The sequence below is a fragment of the Pseudomonas sp. BS3767 genome (assembly GCF_900099665.1).
Taxonomy (GTDB): domain Bacteria; phylum Pseudomonadota; class Gammaproteobacteria; order Pseudomonadales; family Pseudomonadaceae; genus Aquipseudomonas; species Aquipseudomonas cerasi.
The window spans coordinates 362,529-381,429 of the sequence record NZ_FNCX01000001.1 but is presented as its reverse complement, the minus strand read 5'-3'; the positions used below and the strand labels follow the sequence as shown (position 1 = coordinate 381,429).

Genomic DNA, 18,901 nt, shown 5'->3' with positions numbered 1-18,901 from the left:
ACGTTTCACCCGAGGTCTTCCCATGCGCCATCTCGATACCGATTGCCTTGCCGCTTTTGTTGCTGTCATCGACTGCGGCGGGTTTACCAACGCCGGTGAGCGTATCGGCAAGACCCAGGCAGCGGTAAGTCTGATGCTGGGACGACTGGAAGCCAGGGTCGGGCGCAAGCTGCTGGAGCGCTCTCGCCGTGGCGTCACGTTGACGGAGCATGGCGAAAGGCTGATCGGCTATGCCCGGCGCATCCAGATGCTTGAGGATGAAGCGCTTGCCGCGCTGGATTGCGGGCAGGAGGCTGCCCGCGTCCGTATCGGCATGCCGGATGACTACCTGGAGTCACTGGGGTGCGAGCTGATGCAGGCGTTCGCCCTGCGCCACCCGCATCTGCAGGTGGAAATCATCTGTGATTTTTCTTCTCGCCTCGAGGCGATGATTACGGAAGGTAGCATCGACCTGGCGATCATCACCCGCGCCAACGCCAAGGTACAAGGTGAGTTACTCCGGTGCGAGCCGATGTTGTGGTGCGCAGCGCCGGGGCATTTTCCCGAGCAGCAGAAGGTTGTGCCGCTGTCATTGTTTACCGACAGCTGCCGGGCGCGTCCGCAGATCATCGAGGCGCTGGATCTGCTAGGCACGCCCTGGCGAGTGGTCAGTTCGTCATCCCATCTCCCGGGCGTCATGCATTCGGTTCGATTGGGCACCTCGGTGACGGTATTACCCGCTTCGGTCGTGCCGTCCGGCTGGCGCATTCTGCATTGCGAGCAATTGCCCGAGCTGCCGAGCATCGAGCTGGAGCTTGTAGTGCCCGAACATGCCCTGCTGAACACGCGCCGCCTGGCACATTTCGTTCGCGACTGCTTCAAGGCCGAAAGCCTCTCGGAAAACAGCTCACAAGTCACTTCTAAAGGCACGATTCAAAGCGAAGCGATGGCCGCCTTGTAGCCTTCCAGCAAGGCCTGCAATGCCTGCTCCTGATGGGCAAAGGTCAGGTAGGTGCGGCCGAAAGCAAACGGCATGCTCATGACCCTTTGCCGACGCAGCGCCTTGTGCAAGGCCAGCGTCCAGCGACTGTCAGCCATTTGCGCTGCATCAGCGTAGTCTTTGGGCGGGACTGCCGACGGCCATAAGGTGAACACCGACCCGTAACCCGTGCTGCTTACCGCCATGCCCTTGTCGGCAAAGGCTGCCACCAGTTGCGCGCGCAACTGATCGCCGCGTCTCAGCAGTGCGGGATAGTCCGCAGTGGCCAGTTGCTTGAGGGTTGCCAGTACTGCGGCGCAGGCCGGCGGCGCTCCGCTGTAAGTACCGGCACGGACGATTTTCCCCTGTTCGAACAACCCCATGTATTCGGGCTTTCCGACCAGTGCAGCGACTGGAATACCACTGCCGATGGCCTTGCCGACCGTGGCGAGGTCGGCCTCGGCACCCAGCAACGTGCCGGTCAGCCCCGGGCACAGGCGCAGCCCCATCAGCACTTCATCCAGAATAATGAGCGCCCCGTTGCGGTGGGCCAGATCGCTGAGGTACTTCAAGTACCCGGCTGCAGGTTCGATGCAACCCGCATTGGCCAGCACCGGTTCCAGCACCAGAGCGGCAATGTCGTGGTAGTCGCGAAACAACTGCTCGGCGTCGGCAAAATCGTTGTAGCGCAGCAGCAGTACACCGTCCCTTTCCGGACGCTGCGTACCGGCCATCAGGGCCGATGCCTGTCCGGCGTTGCCAAAGGCGACCGAGTCGTACCAGCCATCATAGCCGGCAGCGAACTTGACGATACGCTGGCGGCCCGTCGCGACGCGGGCAGTCCGGCAGGCCAGGTGCACCGCTTCGCTTCCGGTATTGACGAATATCACCTGGCTGAGATCGCCGGTGAACGCTGCCAACGCCGCCGCCGCAGCCTCCTCGTCTGCGTGGGCGAAGGACGGCATCGGGCCATTGATCATCGCAGCACTGGCTGCAGCCATGACCTGCGTCTGGGCATGACCGAGCATGGTTGCACCGAAGCCCATTGCCGTGTCCACGTAGCGAATCCCCTCGCTGTCCCACAGCCATGGGCCACTGGAACGCGTGACATTGAAGACCTGGCCATCGATTTCAGGCAAAGCGCGGCCGCCGCTGGAAATTCCACCGATCAAATGTTTCATCTTTTTTCTCAGGAAATGGGAGGGATCAATAGCCCATGACGCGGGGCAACCATTGGGTCAGATTCGGGAAAAACACGAGCAAGGCGATGGCAAATGCCGTAGCGATCCAGAACGGTATCAATCGTCGTGAGACGGAGCCGATATCAATACGCCCGACATTGCACACCACAAAGATGTTGGTTCCGATAGGCGGAGTGAACAGCCCCCAGCCCAGGGTCATGGTGAAGATCAGACCGATCTGGTAGGGCTCGAAACCTGCCGCCTTGGCAACAGGAACCAGAATGGGGGCCAGGATGATCATCGCCGGGCCCAGGTCCAGCCAGAAGCCAACGACCTTGAGCACCAGAATCACCAGCAATATGGTGATCAGCGGGCCGGTATGCAGGCCGACGATCCAGGTCGCCACGGTATGCGGTACCAGTTCGAAGGTCAGAATCCAGCCGAACGGCATCGCCACGGCCATGATGATCATTACCGAGCCAGTTGTGGTGACCGCTTCGGTCACGGCCGGGAACAGGTCACGCCAGCGCAATTGGCGGTAGACGATGGTGCCGACGAACAGCGCGTAAAGAACCGACAAAGAGGCTGCTTCAGTGGCCGTGGCAAAGCCGGTCACTATCGTTCCCAACACCATGAACGGCATCAGCAATGCTGGTAGCGCGCCGGCGGTATCACGCAGGAACAGGCCCCAGTCCATCTTGCCTTCGGCTTTTGGAAAGCCCTCGCGAACCCCTACTATATAAGCGGTCAGCATGAAGACTGCGGCGAGCATCAGGCCGGGGATCACGCCGGCCATGAACAGACCGCCGATAGACGTATTGGTCAGCACGCCGAACATGATCAGAATGACACTCGGTGGCACGATAATACCCAGCGTTCCGGAGGCAGCGGTGACTGCCGCGGCGAAGGCACGAGGGTAGCCTCGCGCTTCCATCACCGGAATCATGACCTTGGCAACGGTGCCGGTATCGGCCGTGGCCGAGCCGGTCAGGCCGCCATAAACGAACGCAGTGGCCACGTTCACCAGTCCGAGTCCACCACGCAAACGTCCGAAGCAATGCTCTGCAACGCGCATGATGCGCAGCGTGAGGCCGCCACGATTCATCAATTCTCCAGCCAGCAGAAACAACGGAATCGAGGCCAGGGTGGATGAGTCCGCACCGCGCAGTGTCTGCTGGGCGAGCCAAGCCAGCGGCATGTGCAGATCGCCCCATAGCAAAGCCGTGATACTGCCACCGGCCATCGCCCAGACGACGGGCAGGCCAGCCATCAACAAACAGAAAAACGCCAGAAAGAGAATCAGCACGGTCATGGGCGTACTCCGTTGCGAATCAGGCGTGCCAGGCGCACAACGGCCAGTATCGCGAGCATTGCGGCAGCGCTGATCAGCGCCAGTGAACTCAGTCCTGCCGGCCAGCGCAGCACCGGGGTCGGCATCCAGCCTGTGCGTGAAATAAACGCCACACCGCTGCTCAGCAGCCACGCGCTGATTCCCAGCAAAGCCACGCTCGCAAAGGCATCCAGGGCCTTTTGCAGAGCGGCCGGCAGCATGCCTGCCAAGCCTTGGAATCGCACGTTCTCCTGCCTCATTTCAGCGATCACCGCGCCAGTGAACGTCACCCAGATAAACCCGATGGTGGCGATCTCGAACGACCATTCGAAGCCATGCAGGTTCAGGTAGCGGGAGAAGACGCCCGCCAGAATGGACAGAAAGGTGACGGCGAACATCAACGCGCCGAATACAGCAAGGCAGCGTTCAGCCAGGCTGCTGGGTGGTTGGTCGGGATGCGGGCTGATAGACATGGCATCACTCGCCTTGCGCGTCGTGTCGCAGCTGGCTGACGAAGTCTTCGCCCCAGACCTTGCCGAACTGCGTATAGACCGGATTGCTCAGCTCGCGAAACGGCCGAGGGTTGACGTCGTTGAACTTCACGCCCTTGCTCTGCATTTCCTGCTGGATTTTGCTGTACACCGCTTCCAGCTGTGAGCGATACCAGGCGGTGGTGTCGACCACCGCCTTGTCGAGAGCCGCCCGCTCCGTTGTGCTCAGGCTTTCATACTTGTCCTTGTTGATGAACCAGAAGTTTGCCGACCACACGTAGTTCGAGAGCGAGACATACTTGGCGACCTCGTACCACTTCTGATCATGAAAGTCGCGCAGTTCAGGCTCGACCCCGTCCACTACACCCGATTGCAGCGAGGTATAGACCTCGCCAAACGGAATCGACTGCCCCAGCCCGCCCAATTGCTTGATGGTTGCCAGAATGACCGGGTTGGGCGGCGTGCGTATTTTCAGGCCGCTAAGGTCCGCTGGTTGCAATATCGGGTGTTTGCTGTTGGCGAACTGACGAAAACCCGAGTCCAGTGCCGAGAGCATGACGAAACCGTGGTCCTGGCCCATGCTCAGAAATTTCTTGCCGGCTTCGCTATCGAGGTAGGCATGCACGGCGACAGAATCTTCGAACAGAAATGGCAGTGACAATGCATTCAGGCGTGGATCGATGCCGTCGGTCGAGCCGCCCAGGCCAATGTCGATGGCACCGGCGCCGACCGAGTCGACGATAGGCGCTTCGTCGCCCAGTTGGCCGTCCGGATAGACCTGTACGTTCAATTCACCTTTCGTCTCGGCGCTGACCTCGGCGGCAAAACGCGTCATCGCCTGGTTGATCAGACTGTCGGAGCTGGAGGCATGGGCCAGACGCAAGGTCTGCCCGGCCATTGCCAGGTTGGTACCCACGAGAAACGCCAGACCGGCGATGGCCTGAAGTACTACGGTTCTACGAGACAGGGATCTGAGCATGGCGGCGAACTCTCGTTGATGGCGTTGAAGCTATTAACCATGAGCCGCTGCTGCAGCGTCAATTGAGAGATGGCTTTTTGCGATTAAGATGCGTAATACATCCATACATATATTTATTTATGGGCACCCTCTCCGCCATCCTGGCGCTCTCAGTCAACTCTGGCCGCTCCACTCAAGTATTGCGATAACCCGGTGATTACAGTCGAGGTGCCAAGCGAAGCCTTCTGCTCACAACTCCAAAAATAGAGCCGCGCCGATGACACTGAAAATATCCTTGCCAGCCTGCCTGGTGCTTAGCTTCATGCCGTTCGTTGCCCACGCAGCAGATGGCCCTCCTCCGCCCTCGGTCAGCCAGCCCAGTGGTATCAATCTGGGCGGCACGAGCTTTTACGACGGTTTTGCCGGACCGCCTGGCCTGACGCATCAGACCTATCTGAAGTTCAGCACGGCAAGCAGCATCAGAACCAACGGCGGCAAAGACAACAGCGCCTTCGACGACCCGAAGATCAATGTTGTCACGATGATCAATCAGTTGAGCTATTACTCGCCAGAGAGCATTGGTGGTGCGCACCTGGGCTGGAGTCTGCTGGTGCCGGTGGTCTCTCTGGACGGTGACTTCGGTGACAACGGTGCCACACTCAAAGACAACGGCGCGGGGCTGGGCGACGTTACGGTCGGGCCTCAGGTGCAGTTCGACCCAATAATCAACGCCCAGGGAAGGCCGGTTTTCGTCCAGCGTGTGGCTTTCGATACCATCGTGCCCACGGGCAAATACGACAAGCACAAAGACCTGAACCCTGGCTCCAATCATTTCTCGCTGAACCCCTACTGGGCGGCCACCTGGATGCCTGCGCCGCGCTGGGAAATGAGTTGGCGCCTCAACTACCTGTACAACTTCAAGAACGACGACCCGGCGAGCAGTTCGCAACAGTTTTTCGACGGGCAGTCAGTGCGCAACACCCAATCCGGCCAGTCGGCGTGGGCCAACTTCACCGCGTCGTATGAAGTGTTCCCCAAGGTTTCCGTCGGCATCAACGGCTACTACTTCAGGCAGATATCGGATGATCAGGTCAATGGCAGCCGCTTGAGTGACTCCCGGGAAAAAGTACTCGGCATCGGACCTGGCCTGTTCTGGAAAATAAGCGAACCGCAGGCGTTCTGGCTGAACACCTACAAAGAAACCGGCGTCGAGAACCGCTCACGCGCGGATTACATGGTGCAGGTTCGTTACGTTCACACGTTCTGACCGATGTCTGTGTCCGCCCGTGCACGGTGGGCGGCCCCTTTGTAGAGGTAATGAGTGAATATATCTGGCAACGACGCCTGTCGCGTTGCGCCGAAGAGTTGCGCAGCAATGAGCATGCCCATCGTTCACTGACCGATATCGCCTATGCCTGGGGCTACGGCAGCAGTTCGCATTTCAGCAGGCAGTTCAAATCGACATTCGGTATGTCGCCCCGCCTGTTTCGAGAGATGGCTCGCGGCAGGGATAAGCCGTCGAGTGCCGCCTGACAGCTGCAATCAAGCGACGGTTTCAGACCGGTTTCGAGCCGTGCAGTGCCGGCAAAAGCACGTTAGCTCGACAATCGGCGCGCGTTGCAAGAAACTTGGCAGCACGGTCTGCTCGTATCGGCATTCCGCCTCGGCACCATGACCTCCAGCATCCCTGCTCCCCAATACGCTGCAACGGGCGGCGTCGGCAGGACCAGATCGGCCTCATTACTGCCCGTGCCGTTGACGCAGTTATCCACTTCATCGATATCGCCAACGGAGCACGTTAATGTTTCATGTCATGTTCAGCATGCCCTGCCTGTACGTCATCGCCCGATTCCTATGGCCGATGCCCTGGGCGTTATCGGCGAAAATCGCCGTTGCGGTGCTGCTTGTCCTTGCCTCGCAATATCATCTGTATTGCCGGTTTTCCTCCGGCAGCGTGTTCTCGCCGGAATTTCCACGCTACATCGTGATGCTGTTCAACTGGGCGTTCGGCGCGATCCTGTTGCTTGCGGTACTGCAAATCATCGTCGACATCTGCACATTGCTGACGATGCTGGTGCGCCGGCAGACGCTGAGCATTCCGGCCAATCTGCGTTATTTCATCGGTATGGCGGCCCTGGTGCTGGCGGCAATCGGCGTCCAGCAGGCCGTGCGCGTGCCGCCAGTGAAAGACATCCAGATCGCGATTAAAAACCTGCCTCCGCAATTCGAAGGCTACAAGGTATTGCAACTGACGGACATGCACATCAGCCGCCTGTTCGATGCGCCCTGGACCCGGGCTGTGGTGCAGCAGTCCAATGCGCTGGGGGTTGACCTGATCGTCATCACCGGCGATCTCATCGACGGCTCGCTCAACGACCGGAAGCAGGATATCGAGGCGCTGCGCGATTTGCGTGCGCCGGATGGCGTGTACGTCATCCCCGGCAACCATGAGTACTTTTTCGATAACCAGGCGTGGATGCAGCACTTCGTCTCGCTGGGCATGATCCCTCTCGCCAACAGCCACACGCTGATCGAGCACGACGGTGCACGCATCGCTTTGGCCGGCGTCACCGATGTCACGGCGCCGAAAACCGGCTTCCCTGCGCCAGACCTGCAGAAAGCCATAGCAGGCATCGCGAAAGACACACCGATCATCCTGCTCGACCACCAACCCAGAAACGCCGAGGAAACAGCGACCCACGGCATAGCGCTGCAACTCTCCGGGCATACCCATGGCGGCATGATCTTCGGTCTACACCGGCTGCTGGCCCTGGCCAACGGCGGATTCGTATCCGGGCTTTATGATGTGGGCGGGATGCAACTGTACGTCAACAACGGCACCGCACTCTGGCCCGGGTTTGCCATTCGTCTTGGCAAACCTTCGGAATTGACCCGGATTACGCTTCGGCGGGCGCTTTAGCGTTCCATCAGTGGGGCGTTGGCTGTTCGTTTAGTGGGTCTGCTGTCTCCTCCCGGGATTGAGCCAAAAGATCGTTCAACGCTGCATTCAGCCTCTGCAATGCTCCCTCTTTGTCTACCCACCATTCCGTGGACCATAGCCGCACCAGATTCCAGCCGAGACCGCTGAGAATTGCTCCGCGGACCTTGTCCCGATCCCGAGCAGTGGCAGCGCTGTGATAGGTAGCACCATCGCATTCGACGCCAGCCAGATAGTCACCCGGACGATCGGGATGAACAATTCCCAGATCAATGCGGAAACGAGAGACTCCGATCTGCGGAATCACTTGCCACCCAAGACGCCTCAGGCCCTGAGCGACTGCCTCCTCGAACGGCGAGTCGTAACCACCGACCGAGCCTTGTACCGCCTCGGCCAAAGCTTTTGGTCCGCGCTGGGCAAACTCTATGAAATGCTTCAAGTCACGGACTGCGCGGGCATTGGTGCGGTTCAGGTCGATCATTGAAGGATCAAAGGATGAGAACACCAACATTTCTCGGCGAGACCGGGTGATCGCCACGTTAAGCCTGCGCCAGCCGCCGTCCTTGTTGAGGGGACCGAAGTTCATGGACATGACCTGCGCGCCGGGCTCGGTAGGACCGTAGCCTATCCCGAGCATAATCAGGTCGCGCTCATCGCCCTGGACTGTCTCCAGATTCTTGACGACAACCGGCTCGGTCTGTGTGTCCTGAAAAAACGGCTCGATCTGCGGGTACTGCTTGCGGGCATTGTCCAACAGATCATTGATCAGTTTTTGCTGATCGGAGTTGAGCGTGATAATACCGATCGAATGGCCAGCAGCCACGAACGCGGGATCGGTAAGGCGCTTGACTGTCTCGCTGACAATGGCTTCGGCTTCAGCCTGGTTGTAGCGCCCTTTGCCTTTTGCATAAACACCGTCAACCCTGCGCCACTCGACGGCACTCGCGCGAGTCTCTGCTGCCGGAAAGGTAATGAGATTACTGTCGTAGTAACGATGATTGGAGAAGGCAATCAGGCTTTCATGGCGACTCCGGTAGTGCCAGCTCAGACTGTGGCTCGGCACCCCTGCTCCCAGGCATTCGTCCAGAATGCTTTCCATGTCTTCCGCGGTATCGTCGTCGCTGGCATTCGGGCCACGGTTGAAAAAGTTCGTCGGCGGCATTTGACGCGGGTCACCCGCGATAACCACTTGCCTGCCGCGAGCTATCGAACCGATTGCGTCCCATGGAGCAATCTGCGAAGCCTCGTCGAAAATGACCAGATCGAAAGGCGGTTGATCGGCGGGCAGGAATTGCGCAATCGACAGCGGGCTCATCAGCATGCAAGGCGCCAGGCGATTCAGCGCGTCGCCCATTTCGACAGCCAGTTGCCTGACAGGTTTGTGCCGGCGAGACTTCTGCAATTCATGTTTGAGAATGGCAAAGCCGCTGCTCTTGGGTATGTCATTTTTGGAGGGGATCAAGCCACACAGTTTGGCCCGGATGTAACGCACCGTCAGTTTCGCCATTTCGTCGTCCAGACGAACGAAAGCCGCAATATCACTCATGTGCTCGGCAGCCACAAAATTCCGCAACAGAGGTTCGCCGTCTATACCCTGCGTAGCGAACCAATGGGCATAGGCCGTGATGAAGGTTTCCTCGCTTGCTGCAGGTGACAGACTCCCTGCCTCGAGCGCACGCGCCAGACTGGCTAACCCAGCCTCACCAGCCTGCTCGCGAACCCGGCACCAATCGCACCATGCCTTGAGCTGCTCTTCTTGTTGCTGGATTGAGAGCGAAGTAGCCCTCAACACGCCAACGCTCGGTTGTGTATCTGTACCGGCTGCAGATAATTCGGCAAACAGTCGAGCGGCGTCTTCATAGCGAGACAACGCCTGTTGCAAGGCTGATAACGCTACGCCGATTTGCCCGCCCGGCGCCAACATTTCGTTCGCCTCAACGACCAGTCGCGCGACGGCACCGCGTAGCGAAACGAGGTGGTCCGGTGATTGGGCCAGACCGCTTATCAGCCCGCGCAGACGTTCAGCCATTGAGGCTGCACGAAATATCTGTGACACGTCACTGGTCAGGCCCTGCCAGCCCGGGATCGATTGCAGGCTGCCGGCCAATGTATCCAGTTCGTTCAGTTGCGCGTGCAGGCGCTCGAAAATCGCCAGGTCGCCAAGCGTGTCCGGCAGGCCTGCTGCGCCACCTGAAGAGGCCAGCTTCTTCGCGACCTTTTTCTTGGCGAAAGTCGCCAGGAACCAGAACTTTCCTTCGGCATCTCGCCATTCGCTGCGCATCGCCTCAACGGGAATGCGACGGCAGGCTTCGTCCGCATAATCCAGCGACAGACCTTCCTCAAGCTCTCGATAGCTTTCGATTAACTGGCACGCGCGCCGGGCGGCTTCAATACGCGCGACGGCGTCGGGTGCAAAAGCGAATGAGAGGTTCAGTCCATAGGACTCCACGACCAGAGTCGCCAATTCGCCAAGGTGCTGAACCTGCGCCACTTCGGCTACAGGCAAGTCAAGGTGCGTCAGGACAAGAAGCCTTTCACTCGCCGCATTCAGCGCGTCAAGGGCCTGCGGCAGCTCACGTGCGGCATTCGCAATGTGTGCCTGCCAGGCGTTCGACCACTGGGTCTGCGCCAGAGCGCCGAATTTGCCTGACAAATTACGTGCGGCATCACCGTTCAGGCCTAACCGGCGCGACAGATCCAGCAACTGGCTGTACTCGGCAGCATCATGCTGCGTGTCTGATGGCCAGGTCAGCCTGGGTGTTTGAGGGCCATGATCACGAACCACACGACCAATCGCCTGATGCAGGGAGAGCCCGTTGCTCCAGCGTCGGTGCAGTACCGCGACCAGTTCGTTGAGTCGCGAACGCAGTGTCTGCAAACGAGTGGCTTCACGCTCCCATTCGTCGGCGCTCAATGCGTCGCTGACGTCCCAGGCGCGGTCCAGTTGTTTGAGTACTTCAACTTTAGAGGTCTTGCTTGAATGCAGTTCCAGGCAAAACTCGCCCAGCCCCTGTTCTGCCAGGCGACGGTAAACCACGTCCAGTGCCGCGCGCTTCTCTGCCACGAACAGCACGCGGCGGCCCAAGGCCAGATTGTGGGCAATCATGTTGGCAATGGTTTGCGACTTGCCGGTTCCCGGAGGCCCATCCATGACGAAACTATGAGTACCGGCAGATGCCACCACGGCAGATAACTGTGAAGAGTCGGCCGGCAACGGGGCGAAAAGCGTGGCGGGCGTTACTGACGAGTCCAGATGCTCTGGTCTGGGAAACTCGTCTGAGCCGGAGAAGCCCTCATCTACCTCAGCGGGGTCCAGCAAATGCTTGACCAAAGGGCTTTGCAGCAGCAGTGCTGCGTTGGCATTCAGGTCTTTCCACATCAGGTATTTGGCAAATGAGAAGGTTCCCAACACAAGTTCGGTACTCACCTCGAAACCCGGCACGTCACGCACTGCTCGCCGCACCATGTTCCAGATACCCGTCACATCAATGCCACTTTCATCGCTGGGCAGTTCGCCGTCCAGTCCGGGAATTACCAACTCGAAGTCATGGCGCAGCAGTTCAAGCAGCGTCAGATTGAAACGTGGTTCCTCATCAAGAAGGCTTAGCGTTACCCCGGACAAGGCACTTTTACGTTCAAGTTTTACTGGCAGCAAGATCAGGGGCGCGGAGTAAGTTTTCGGGTCGTCGGCACTCTTCTTCCATTTGAGAAAGCCGATGGCCAGAAACAGTGTGTTTGCACCGCCCTCTTCCAGGTCGCTACGCGCCTTTCGGAACAGATCAATCAGGGTGGCTTCAAGTTTGACTTTTTCCAGCCCGGCGAGCACTTCACCACGAGCAAGAGCCTGACGAGCAACTTCGTCAACCAGGTTTTCATTATTCTGCTGTTCGTACAGCGCCTCATCCCGGCCACTGCTTTTCAGGTCAGGCACCGGCAGCACGCGAATTCGCTGCCCACTGGAGAGAAGGTCTTCAAGCGCTGCCGGATCGGGGCACAACAGGCGTACGCCTTTTGCGCTGTCCGGGAGATGCAGGAGACGGTTGCGGGTCGTCAGATCGAGGAGTTTGCGTTGCCACAGCGTCAGTTTGCCGGCAGGACCTTCGCTGTCGGTATTTATTTCGACATCGAACCCCGGGAGTGCCGGCGCCTCCTCCAGTCCTTCAATAGTGGGCGGAGCATCGGCTGTCGCATCAGATCCTTCTGTTACTGATATGAGCGCCATCGGACGAATCTTCTGCATCCGGGCACGGTGCAAATCGATGGCCATGATGAACTGCTCATCATCGAGTTGCCGCTCGGCAGCTGCAATTGCCTGGGAGAACCCCGGCGCAGGTGTCTGGGTAGAAAGGGTGGTTTCGAAGACCACCATTTCCTTCAGATCCATGCGTTTACGTACTGCCGACGCCTCATCGGTCAACAATTGGGAAAACTCTTGAGGCTGCAACCATACGCCTGCAAATGCATGTCCCTTGGTCATGATCAGCAGAGCATTCAAGCCCGCCTGCTCCAACGCCGCAGCAAACAGCAATGCAGTGTCCAGACAGGTCGCCACGCCGTTTTCCAGAACCACACTCGGAGGCCTGACTTTTTGGCCCTGCTGCTCAAAACTGGCCGGAGGTAATGCATAGCTCAACTGAAAGCTGCACACTCCTGACCAAATGGCAGAGGCAAGCTCCCAGGTTCGCGTACGCGACTTGCTTTCATAGCCGTCAATGCCATCTTTCTTGCCTGCGCGCCGTAATACCTGTGAAGCTGCCTTGAGTACGCGATCTACCGCGGGATCATTGGGCATGCAGAAAGCTGCAAGCAACTCCGGCATTGCGCTCAAGCCGCCCCATTCTGTTCGCGCCAGGAGTTCTATAGGGAAGCGCTGCTCGACGAGCACGTTGTCGCCCTGGGACAAGCGCATCACCACGTCTGCGCTGAGGCTTTCAGTCAGCCCGGCCAAATAACCCGCATTAAGCTTGATATCGCGCTCGGAGATGTTGAGGCGATCACCTGCATGGATGCGATCTATATGCCAAGTCCGGCTTTCTACGAAATCGGGGTCGGTGCTTAAACTCAGGGTCAGGTTTTCAAAACCGGTTTCTTCCTGGTTCCAGATGCTTAGTTCACGTACCAGCGGTACGGCGTTCTGGTGAGAGGCGAAACCGATCTTCCGGGCGATCAGCGCCTCAATCTCGATGTTCATTCACGGGCTCCTGAAGCTGCGAGCGCTTGCCTCATAGAGGCAGCCAAAATGCGCATATACTCCATGAGTCATCGACAATAAGGAATGCTTATATGTGAATGGAACGCCTTATTCGCAGCAGCACCTCACGTTGACGCGATCGGTGCCTATCCCGATCACAGTTCCAAGAGGGTGTTGCAGCTCGCTGTACTGGCAGAAAGCCGCAGGTTTTATTGGGCGCCAAGCACTAGAGAACTCTCATCGTCTCTGGTGAATCCAAAGTTCCGCATTGAAGTTCGAGAGCGCCTGACTTGAAGCACATCCCCCTTATTTTCCAAGAACCGCCAACGCCCTGACCGGCCCTTTAGTCTCACTCATTGTCAGCAGCTCTGTTACCTGAGCCAACGGTAAGGGCCGTCCGAACAGGTAACCTTGGGCAAAGTCGCACTCATGAGTGGCCAGCCAGTCAGCCAGTCGCTCGTGCTCAACACCCTCGGCGGTGATTTTCATCCGCAGGCTTTTCCCCAGAGCGAGGATGGCCTTGACCATCTCGTTCTGGTTCTCGAGCGTCGTGTCGAAGAACGATCTGTCGATCTTGATCTTATCGATGGCAAGTTTGGTCAGGTGGTAAAGCCCTGAATAGCCGGTCCCGAAATCGTCCAGGGCGACGCTCACGCCTATCGCGCGCAGACGTTCGAGATTCAGGCGGGCACTGTCGACATTGGCGACGAGAGCGTTTTCCGTCACTTCCACTTCCAGCCGACTCAGCGGGAATTTTCCTTCGCTGGCCAACTGTTCCAGCCAGTCCGGAAAGTCGGGACTTTCGATCATCAGTGAGGTGACATTGATTGCCAGCGTGAAGTCGCTTGGCCAAGCGCGTGCCTGATCGAAGGCCTGAAGCAAAAGGGTCGCGGTGAGTGGCTTGATCAGCCCCAACTGTTCTGCTACGGGTATGAAGTCAAGCGGCAGAATGATTCCGCGCTCCGGATGCAGCCATCGCGCCAACAGTTCGAACCCGGACAGGCGCTGCTCTGGAAGGCTGACAATGGGCTGATAGAACGGTTGAATATCCTTCTCTTCGATAGCCTGGGTGAGTTCCCGCGCGAACTGCTCCTGCAGGCGCTGCTCGCGCTCGAAGCTGACTTCATAGAAATGAAATGTGGCTCGGCCACCGGTCTTGCCGCGGTACATGGCGCTGTCAGCACGTTGCAGCAAGAGGTCGGGGTCTGAGCCGTCCATTGGCGCAATGGCAATGCCGAGGGTTGCACTCAGGACCACACGCGGCAGGCCGACGCTGGATGCCGCGATTTTGGCCAGAATGTTTTCAGCGAGCGGCGCCAGTTCGGCATGGCTGAAGTCACCGCTGACCGCCAGGCCAAACTCGTCGCCACCCAGTCGCGCAACGGAAGCCTGCCACCCGACAGTGGCGTCGCGCAGGCTTTCGGCAACGGCGCAGATCGCCGCGTCTCCCGCCGCATGCCCATGGGTATCGTTGATGAGCTTGAATTTATCCAGGTCGATCAGAAAAACCGCAGTGTGTGTCGCTGGCTGCCGTAAGCGTGCAACCAGTTGCTCGTGAAACACACGCCGATTGAGCAAGCCGGACAAAGGATCGTGGCGGGCCAGAGATTCGCTGAGCGCCTGTGACTCGAGCAAATCGTTGTAGCTGCTATGGAGCCGTTGCATCAGGCGTTTCAGAAGAATGAACGGTATAACCATCGATAACACTGCAAAGCCTGTCGAGGTCAATACAAAACGCCAACGCTCGGCGTTTTCGAAGTCCTGGTCGTAGGGTAAGCCCATTGCGACCATGGCGACGGATTCAAGTTCGAATTCCCACGCGATGGCCAACAGGAAAATAGAGAACACGTAAAACCACAACAAGGTGTAAAGGTACTTACGAACCATGTGTGGGCTGCGCAGGAAAGTCATAATAACGATGCTCGAAATGACGGCGGGTGCAACGGTTATAAGCAGGGTATCGGTAGCCGGCTATCAGTCTTGAGGCAGTAGCACAGTGATTCCGATAGTGGGCGCCTTGCGCGAGTGCTGTCCCATCGATTTAATAAAACACACTCATTTAAAACTTTTATACGCAGGTGGCTCTGCACAGATCAGTACACTTCCTTTCCTGTTTAACTGCGCAGTGAGTGACTCAGGGCAGCACACCTTTAGTGTCCCCTGAGTCGACCCGACTGTTCACACTTAACTGGAGCGCTGGTCCACAAACCGGCTGACTGCCCGCACTACCGTGTTGGCACCTTGCTGGATTTCCTGGATCACACGGTCTGCGTCGTTGGCCAATACCAGCGCCTCGGAAGCCTGTTCGGTGCTGCGCACAATGACGCCTACTGCGTCTGAAGCCAGGCTTTGGTTGGTCTTCACGACGTTTACGATTTCTTCCGCGGCTTTTGTCGTGCGGGAGGCCAGCTGGCGCACCTCATCGGCCACTACGGCGAACCCCCTGCCCTGTTCGCCAGCCCTGGCGGCTTCAATCGCTGCGTTCAGCGCGAGCAAGTTGGTTTGTTCGGCAATACCGCTGATGGTTTTAATGATTGTCCCAATCACCTGACTTTGCGAATCCAGTGCTTCGATACCTCGTGTAGCCTCTGCCATCGAAATGGTCAGCTGGCCGAGCATATGCAGCGTGTCCTTGATGACTTTTCGGCCTTGCTGCGCGCTGCTGTCAGTATCGATAGATGTTTGATAAGCCATTTCCGATGCTTCGGCGACGGCTTTCTCGCGCTCGACCTGTTCAGTGATGACCGTCGCGAACTTGGCAATTTTATAGAGTTTGCCGTTGGCGTCGGTAATCGGGTTATAAGACGCCTCCAGCCATACATCACGACCACCTTTGTCAACTCGACGAAAACGATCGACGATAAACTCACCTCGGCGCAGTCTTTCCCAGAACTGGGTATACGCGTCAGAAGCGGATTCTTCAGGCAGGCAGAAAATCTTGTGATGTTTGCCCTTTATCTGATTGAGTTCGTAGCCCATCGCCTTCAGAAAGTTGTCATTGGCGCCTATGACAATGCCATCGAGGGTGAAATCGATAACGGCGGTGGAGCGCTGCAGTGCGTTGACCAGGGCCTCGTTCTCACGCGAGGCTTCAATGGTTCGCGTCAGAACACTCGAGTACAGGGTGATCTGCTCGACGCCGCCGGTTTCATTTTTATAAGGAACGACAATGGTTCTCAGCCACACCCTCGATCCGGCCTTGCTGACTAGGCGCAACGTGCCGCTGAAATGCTTGCCGTCGCGAATCGCGGTCAACGCGCGTTTCTGGTGAACGTCACCGCTCAGTTCCGGCGGGCTCAGTTCAGACAGGTTGCGTCCGACAAGCTCTGCTTGGGCGTAGCTCATCTCCGTCTCGAACAACGCGTTGACGGTCTGTACCTTGCCCGTGCCATCCAGAACGACGGCGACTGTCTCCAGATTGAGGATTTGCCCTGCTTGCTCAAGCATGGCGAGGCGGCGCTCCAATGCCTTATTGGTATTTTTCAAATGCGAATTGAACATTGCGGCTATCCGGGACAGTTTGGGTTTGCAATCTGCATCGGTCATCGAACCGCAATCTTGAGCAGTGCCGGCGAACTTAATACGTAAATGGCCTGCCTATTGTCTGATTGTCGATATTAGGATCCAAATATTAAACATATTGTCATTGCCGACTTCTGATTTCCGGCTGCTGCCCCTTAAGTCTGTCGAGCAACTCCGCCCGTCTTTTTCTGTCCGCACTCTCCTTGCCAAGCAACTCGGGTAACAGTTCGTTCGCCTGTTGCGGACTCAGGATAAACACCCCGTCATCATCCCCGACTGCGATATCCCCCGGCTTTACATCCACGCCGCCTACATTGATCAGCCCATTGAGCTCGCCGCTTTCCCCGAGACTGCGCGTCGTCATTGCGCTGACTCCCCGGCTGAACACGGGCAGACGATGTTCGCGCAAGGCGGCGACGTCGGTAACCGTACCCGAGATGATGACGCCGGCAAGCCCCTTGATGAGCGCGGCCAGGGTGCGCAGGTCGCCCCAGCAGGCACAATGCTCGTCGCCGACGCATTCAATCACCAGCACATCCCCGGGCAGGCTGTTCAGCAAAGCGTCGCGCAGGATGCTGCCGTCGGGCAGCTGCAGTTTGACCGTGACAACGTTGCCGACCAGTCTGGCACCCTCGAACAGCGGTCTGATCCCACGCAGGTAACCCACGTCGGTCAGATGGCCAATGGTTGACGCGGCAACATCACGGTATTGCTCTATGACCGCGTCGCTGAGCTGTTGCTGGCGGTGGGCGATCTGCTTGTTCATCGACATTTTTTGGGCCTCAGTAACGGGCAGGTCGAGCAATACTCGACAGGGTTGCTGGCGTCATAATAGAAACAGCAGGTACGCCGAAAACGGACGCTTTTGCCTTCGCCTTCGAGCACAATCGGTGGACGGCGGAAGTGTTTGAGCGGGTTGTAGGTCAGGCCGAACAGTGCCGGATCGGCCTGATGCAGCAGCCAGTCGAAATCGGCTTCACAGCGCTGCCGGATCACCAGGTCTTCAACCGTGTCCATGCGCTTGTCGTACAGCGAATAGACACGTACTGCGGTGTTTTCCCACAAAATGCGTCGGGAAATGCCAGTGACACGGTTGAAGGTTTCCCACAGTGGCTGAAGCAGGTCGCGGAACAGGGTGGCGACGAGCACATCACGCCACGCCTCGCGAGCCCCCGGTGCGTAACCCACAGGCGTTGTATCGAGCAAGGGCATTGAAGAGGTCCAAAGGCCGTTATCGTGCGCGTATTCAACCACGCTATTGTCCAGCGACAGGGCCAGGCCCTTGTCGTAGACCGACATCGCGTACAGACAGGCACCGGTGCTGAGGAAGGAAAAGCGCTTGGCCAGCAATGACGCGGTGATTGCCTGGGTAGGAGAACCGATCACCGGCCCCAGCACGCCGAGCAATTGCTCGCAGACGGCGTCGTCCAGCAGCGCTCGGGCCGGGAGTGAGCGCGGATCGTGTTCACCTGCCGGCCCTAGCCGCAGCGCCCCGGACAGCAACGACCATTCGGACTCGCTGAACGCCTGCGCCAGACTCATTGCGGCAGTTCCCGGCCAAAGGGAATGCACAGCGGCGTACCAAAGAATGGATCGGCGATGATCCGGCAGTTGAGGCCGAAGACCTGCTTGACCAGCGCCTCGCTGAGGATGTCCGCCGGACGCCCCTGAGCAAAGGCGCTGCGTTCGTGGACAGCGACCATGTGATCGGCGTAACGGCAGGCCAGATTCAGGTCATGCAGGACCATCACGATGGTCTTGCCTTCTTGCCGATTCAGGTCGCGCAAGAGGTCCAGCACTTCGATCTGATGAGCCAGATCGAGAAAGGTCGTCGGTTCGTCCAGCAATACAATGTCGGTATCCTGCGCCAGGGTCATGGCGATCCATGCGCGCTGACGCTGACCACCTGACAGGGCATCGACAGGTCTGTCGGCCAGTTCCTGCATGCCGGTCTGCGCCAGAGCCCGTGCGACCATGGCTTCATCCTCGGCGGACCATTGCTGCATCCAGTTCTGATAGGGATAACGCCCCAACGCCACCAATTGCCGTACGCTGATGCCTTCCGGTGCGCTGGGCATCTGCGGCAGAATCGCCAGCTCACGCGCGACAGTCGCAGTGGACTTCTGGTGAATGTCGGCACCGTTGAGTACGACGGTGCCTTGCTGGGGTTTGAGCAGGCGCGCCAGGGATTTGAGCAAGGTGCTTTTGCCGCAACCGTTACTGCCGATCAGCACGGTCACCTGGCCTGCGGGTAGCTGCAGATCAAGGCTGTCGATGATCACCTGCCGCTGGTAACTCAGGGTCAGGTCGTGGGTTGCGATTGACGCCATCC

General features: G+C 58.3%; 12 protein-coding genes and 3 pseudogenes. 4 read left to right on the top strand and 11 right to left on the bottom strand.

Features of this window, described 5'->3' with window-relative positions; all coding sequences use genetic code 11:
• The first annotated feature begins 22 nt into the window (after positions 1–22).
• Positions 23–940, top strand: a complete 918-nt coding sequence (locus BLR16_RS01535) for a LysR substrate-binding domain-containing protein (RefSeq protein ID WP_032609625.1) — start codon at positions 23–25, stop codon at positions 938–940.
• Here the strand turns inward: BLR16_RS01535 and BLR16_RS01530 are convergent.
• Genes BLR16_RS01530 through BLR16_RS01515 form a run of 4 tightly spaced genes read right to left on the bottom strand, consistent with a single transcriptional unit; the run spans position 913 to position 4,939 of the window.
• A complete protein-coding gene (locus tag BLR16_RS01530) occupies positions 913–2,139 on the bottom strand; it encodes an aminotransferase class III-fold pyridoxal phosphate-dependent enzyme (RefSeq protein ID WP_074807731.1) in 1,227 nt (408 codons plus the stop codon). The two genes, BLR16_RS01535 and BLR16_RS01530, sit on opposite strands and share 28 nt — an antisense overlap.
• Positions 2,140–2,164: 25 nt before the next feature.
• Entirely contained in the window at positions 2,165–3,451 is a 1,287-nt protein-coding gene (locus BLR16_RS01525) for a TRAP transporter large permease (protein WP_074807807.1), read from the bottom strand.
• On the bottom strand, positions 3,448–3,942 hold the full coding sequence (locus tag BLR16_RS01520) for a TRAP transporter small permease (RefSeq protein WP_003372892.1): 495 nt from the start codon (positions 3,940–3,942) through the stop codon (positions 3,448–3,450). Before BLR16_RS01520 ends, BLR16_RS01525 begins: the two co-directional genes overlap by 4 nt.
• 4 nt (positions 3,943–3,946) lie before the next feature.
• Positions 3,947–4,939: a TRAP transporter substrate-binding protein gene (locus BLR16_RS01515; protein WP_074807728.1), complete on the bottom strand. Its 993-nt coding sequence runs from the start codon at positions 4,937–4,939 to the stop codon at positions 3,947–3,949.
• Positions 4,940–5,195: 256 nt separating this feature from the next.
• On the opposite strand from BLR16_RS01515, the gene BLR16_RS01510 reads away from it, so the two are divergent.
• From BLR16_RS01510 to BLR16_RS01500, 3 genes and pseudogenes are all read left to right on the top strand, one after another.
• Entirely contained in the window at positions 5,196–6,185 is a 990-nt protein-coding gene (locus tag BLR16_RS01510) for a SphA family protein (RefSeq protein ID WP_058417184.1), read from the top strand.
• 50 nt (positions 6,186–6,235) lie between these two features.
• A pseudogene (locus BLR16_RS01505) lies at positions 6,236–6,451 on the top strand (helix-turn-helix domain-containing protein); the annotation flags it as partial.
• Between the two features lie 268 nt (positions 6,452–6,719).
• Positions 6,720–7,838 (top strand): metallophosphoesterase, encoded by a 1,119-nt coding sequence (locus BLR16_RS01500; RefSeq protein WP_003433954.1) that lies wholly within the window; start codon positions 6,720–6,722, stop codon positions 7,836–7,838.
• Between the two features lie 7 nt (positions 7,839–7,845).
• On the opposite strand, the gene BLR16_RS01495 is transcribed toward BLR16_RS01500, so the two are convergent.
• The 7 genes and pseudogenes from BLR16_RS01495 to BLR16_RS01470 all read right to left on the bottom strand — a co-directional run bounded on the left by BLR16_RS01495 (position 7,846) and on the right by BLR16_RS01470 (position 18,899).
• A complete protein-coding gene (locus BLR16_RS01495) occupies positions 7,846–13,047 on the bottom strand; it encodes a DUF4011 domain-containing protein (RefSeq protein WP_074807725.1) in 5,202 nt (1,733 codons plus the stop codon).
• Between the two features lie 306 nt (positions 13,048–13,353).
• Positions 13,354–14,958 carry a putative bifunctional diguanylate cyclase/phosphodiesterase gene (locus BLR16_RS01490; protein ID WP_074807722.1) on the bottom strand — a complete coding sequence of 535 codons (1,605 nt, stop codon included), beginning with the start codon at positions 14,956–14,958 and terminating at the stop codon, positions 13,354–13,356.
• Between the two features lie 273 nt (positions 14,959–15,231).
• A pseudogene (locus tag BLR16_RS29130) lies at positions 15,232–15,660 on the bottom strand (methyl-accepting chemotaxis protein); the annotation flags it as partial.
• Between the two features lie 111 nt (positions 15,661–15,771).
• Positions 15,772–16,494: pseudogene (locus BLR16_RS29125) on the bottom strand (PAS domain-containing protein); the annotation flags it as partial.
• Between the two features lie 196 nt (positions 16,495–16,690).
• On the bottom strand, positions 16,691–17,341 hold the full coding sequence (locus BLR16_RS01480; RefSeq protein ID WP_003372873.1) for an RraA family protein: 651 nt from the start codon (positions 17,339–17,341) through the stop codon (positions 16,691–16,693).
• Positions 17,332–18,111 carry an IucA/IucC family C-terminal-domain containing protein gene (locus BLR16_RS01475; protein WP_074807717.1) on the bottom strand — a complete coding sequence of 260 codons (780 nt, stop codon included), beginning with the start codon at positions 18,109–18,111 and terminating at the stop codon, positions 17,332–17,334. Before BLR16_RS01475 ends, BLR16_RS01480 begins: the two co-directional genes overlap by 10 nt.
• A complete protein-coding gene (locus tag BLR16_RS01470; RefSeq protein WP_003372869.1) occupies positions 18,108–18,899 on the bottom strand; it encodes an ABC transporter ATP-binding protein in 792 nt (263 codons plus the stop codon). The genes BLR16_RS01475 and BLR16_RS01470 overlap by 4 nt, the downstream gene beginning before the upstream one ends.
• Positions 18,900–18,901: the final 2 nt, after the last annotated feature.

Coding starts and splice junctions, on each gene's coding strand:
- BLR16_RS01490 (WP_074807722.1), bottom strand. CDS start 14,958: ATGACTTTCCTGCGCAGCCCACACATGGTTCGTAAGTACCTTTACACC.
- BLR16_RS01535 (WP_032609625.1), top strand. CDS start 23: ATGCGCCATCTCGATACCGATTGCCTTGCCGCTTTTGTTGCTGTCATC.
- BLR16_RS01495 (WP_074807725.1), bottom strand. CDS start 13,047: ATGAACATCGAGATTGAGGCGCTGATCGCCCGGAAGATCGGTTTCGCC.
- BLR16_RS01500 (WP_003433954.1), top strand. CDS start 6,720: ATGTTTCATGTCATGTTCAGCATGCCCTGCCTGTACGTCATCGCCCGA.
- BLR16_RS01475 (WP_074807717.1), bottom strand. CDS start 18,111: ATGAGTCTGGCGCAGGCGTTCAGCGAGTCCGAATGGTCGTTGCTGTCC.
- BLR16_RS01510 (WP_058417184.1), top strand. CDS start 5,196: ATGACACTGAAAATATCCTTGCCAGCCTGCCTGGTGCTTAGCTTCATG.
- BLR16_RS01520 (WP_003372892.1), bottom strand. CDS start 3,942: ATGTCTATCAGCCCGCATCCCGACCAACCACCCAGCAGCCTGGCTGAA.
- BLR16_RS01525 (WP_074807807.1), bottom strand. CDS start 3,451: ATGACCGTGCTGATTCTCTTTCTGGCGTTTTTCTGTTTGTTGATGGCT.
- BLR16_RS01515 (WP_074807728.1), bottom strand. CDS start 4,939: ATGCTCAGATCCCTGTCTCGTAGAACCGTAGTACTTCAGGCCATCGCC.
- BLR16_RS01470 (WP_003372869.1), bottom strand. CDS start 18,899: ATGGCGTCAATCGCAACCCACGACCTGACCCTGAGTTACCAGCGGCAG.
- BLR16_RS01530 (WP_074807731.1), bottom strand. CDS start 2,139: ATGAAACATTTGATCGGTGGAATTTCCAGCGGCGGCCGCGCTTTGCCT.
- BLR16_RS01480 (WP_003372873.1), bottom strand. CDS start 17,341: ATGTCGATGAACAAGCAGATCGCCCACCGCCAGCAACAGCTCAGCGAC.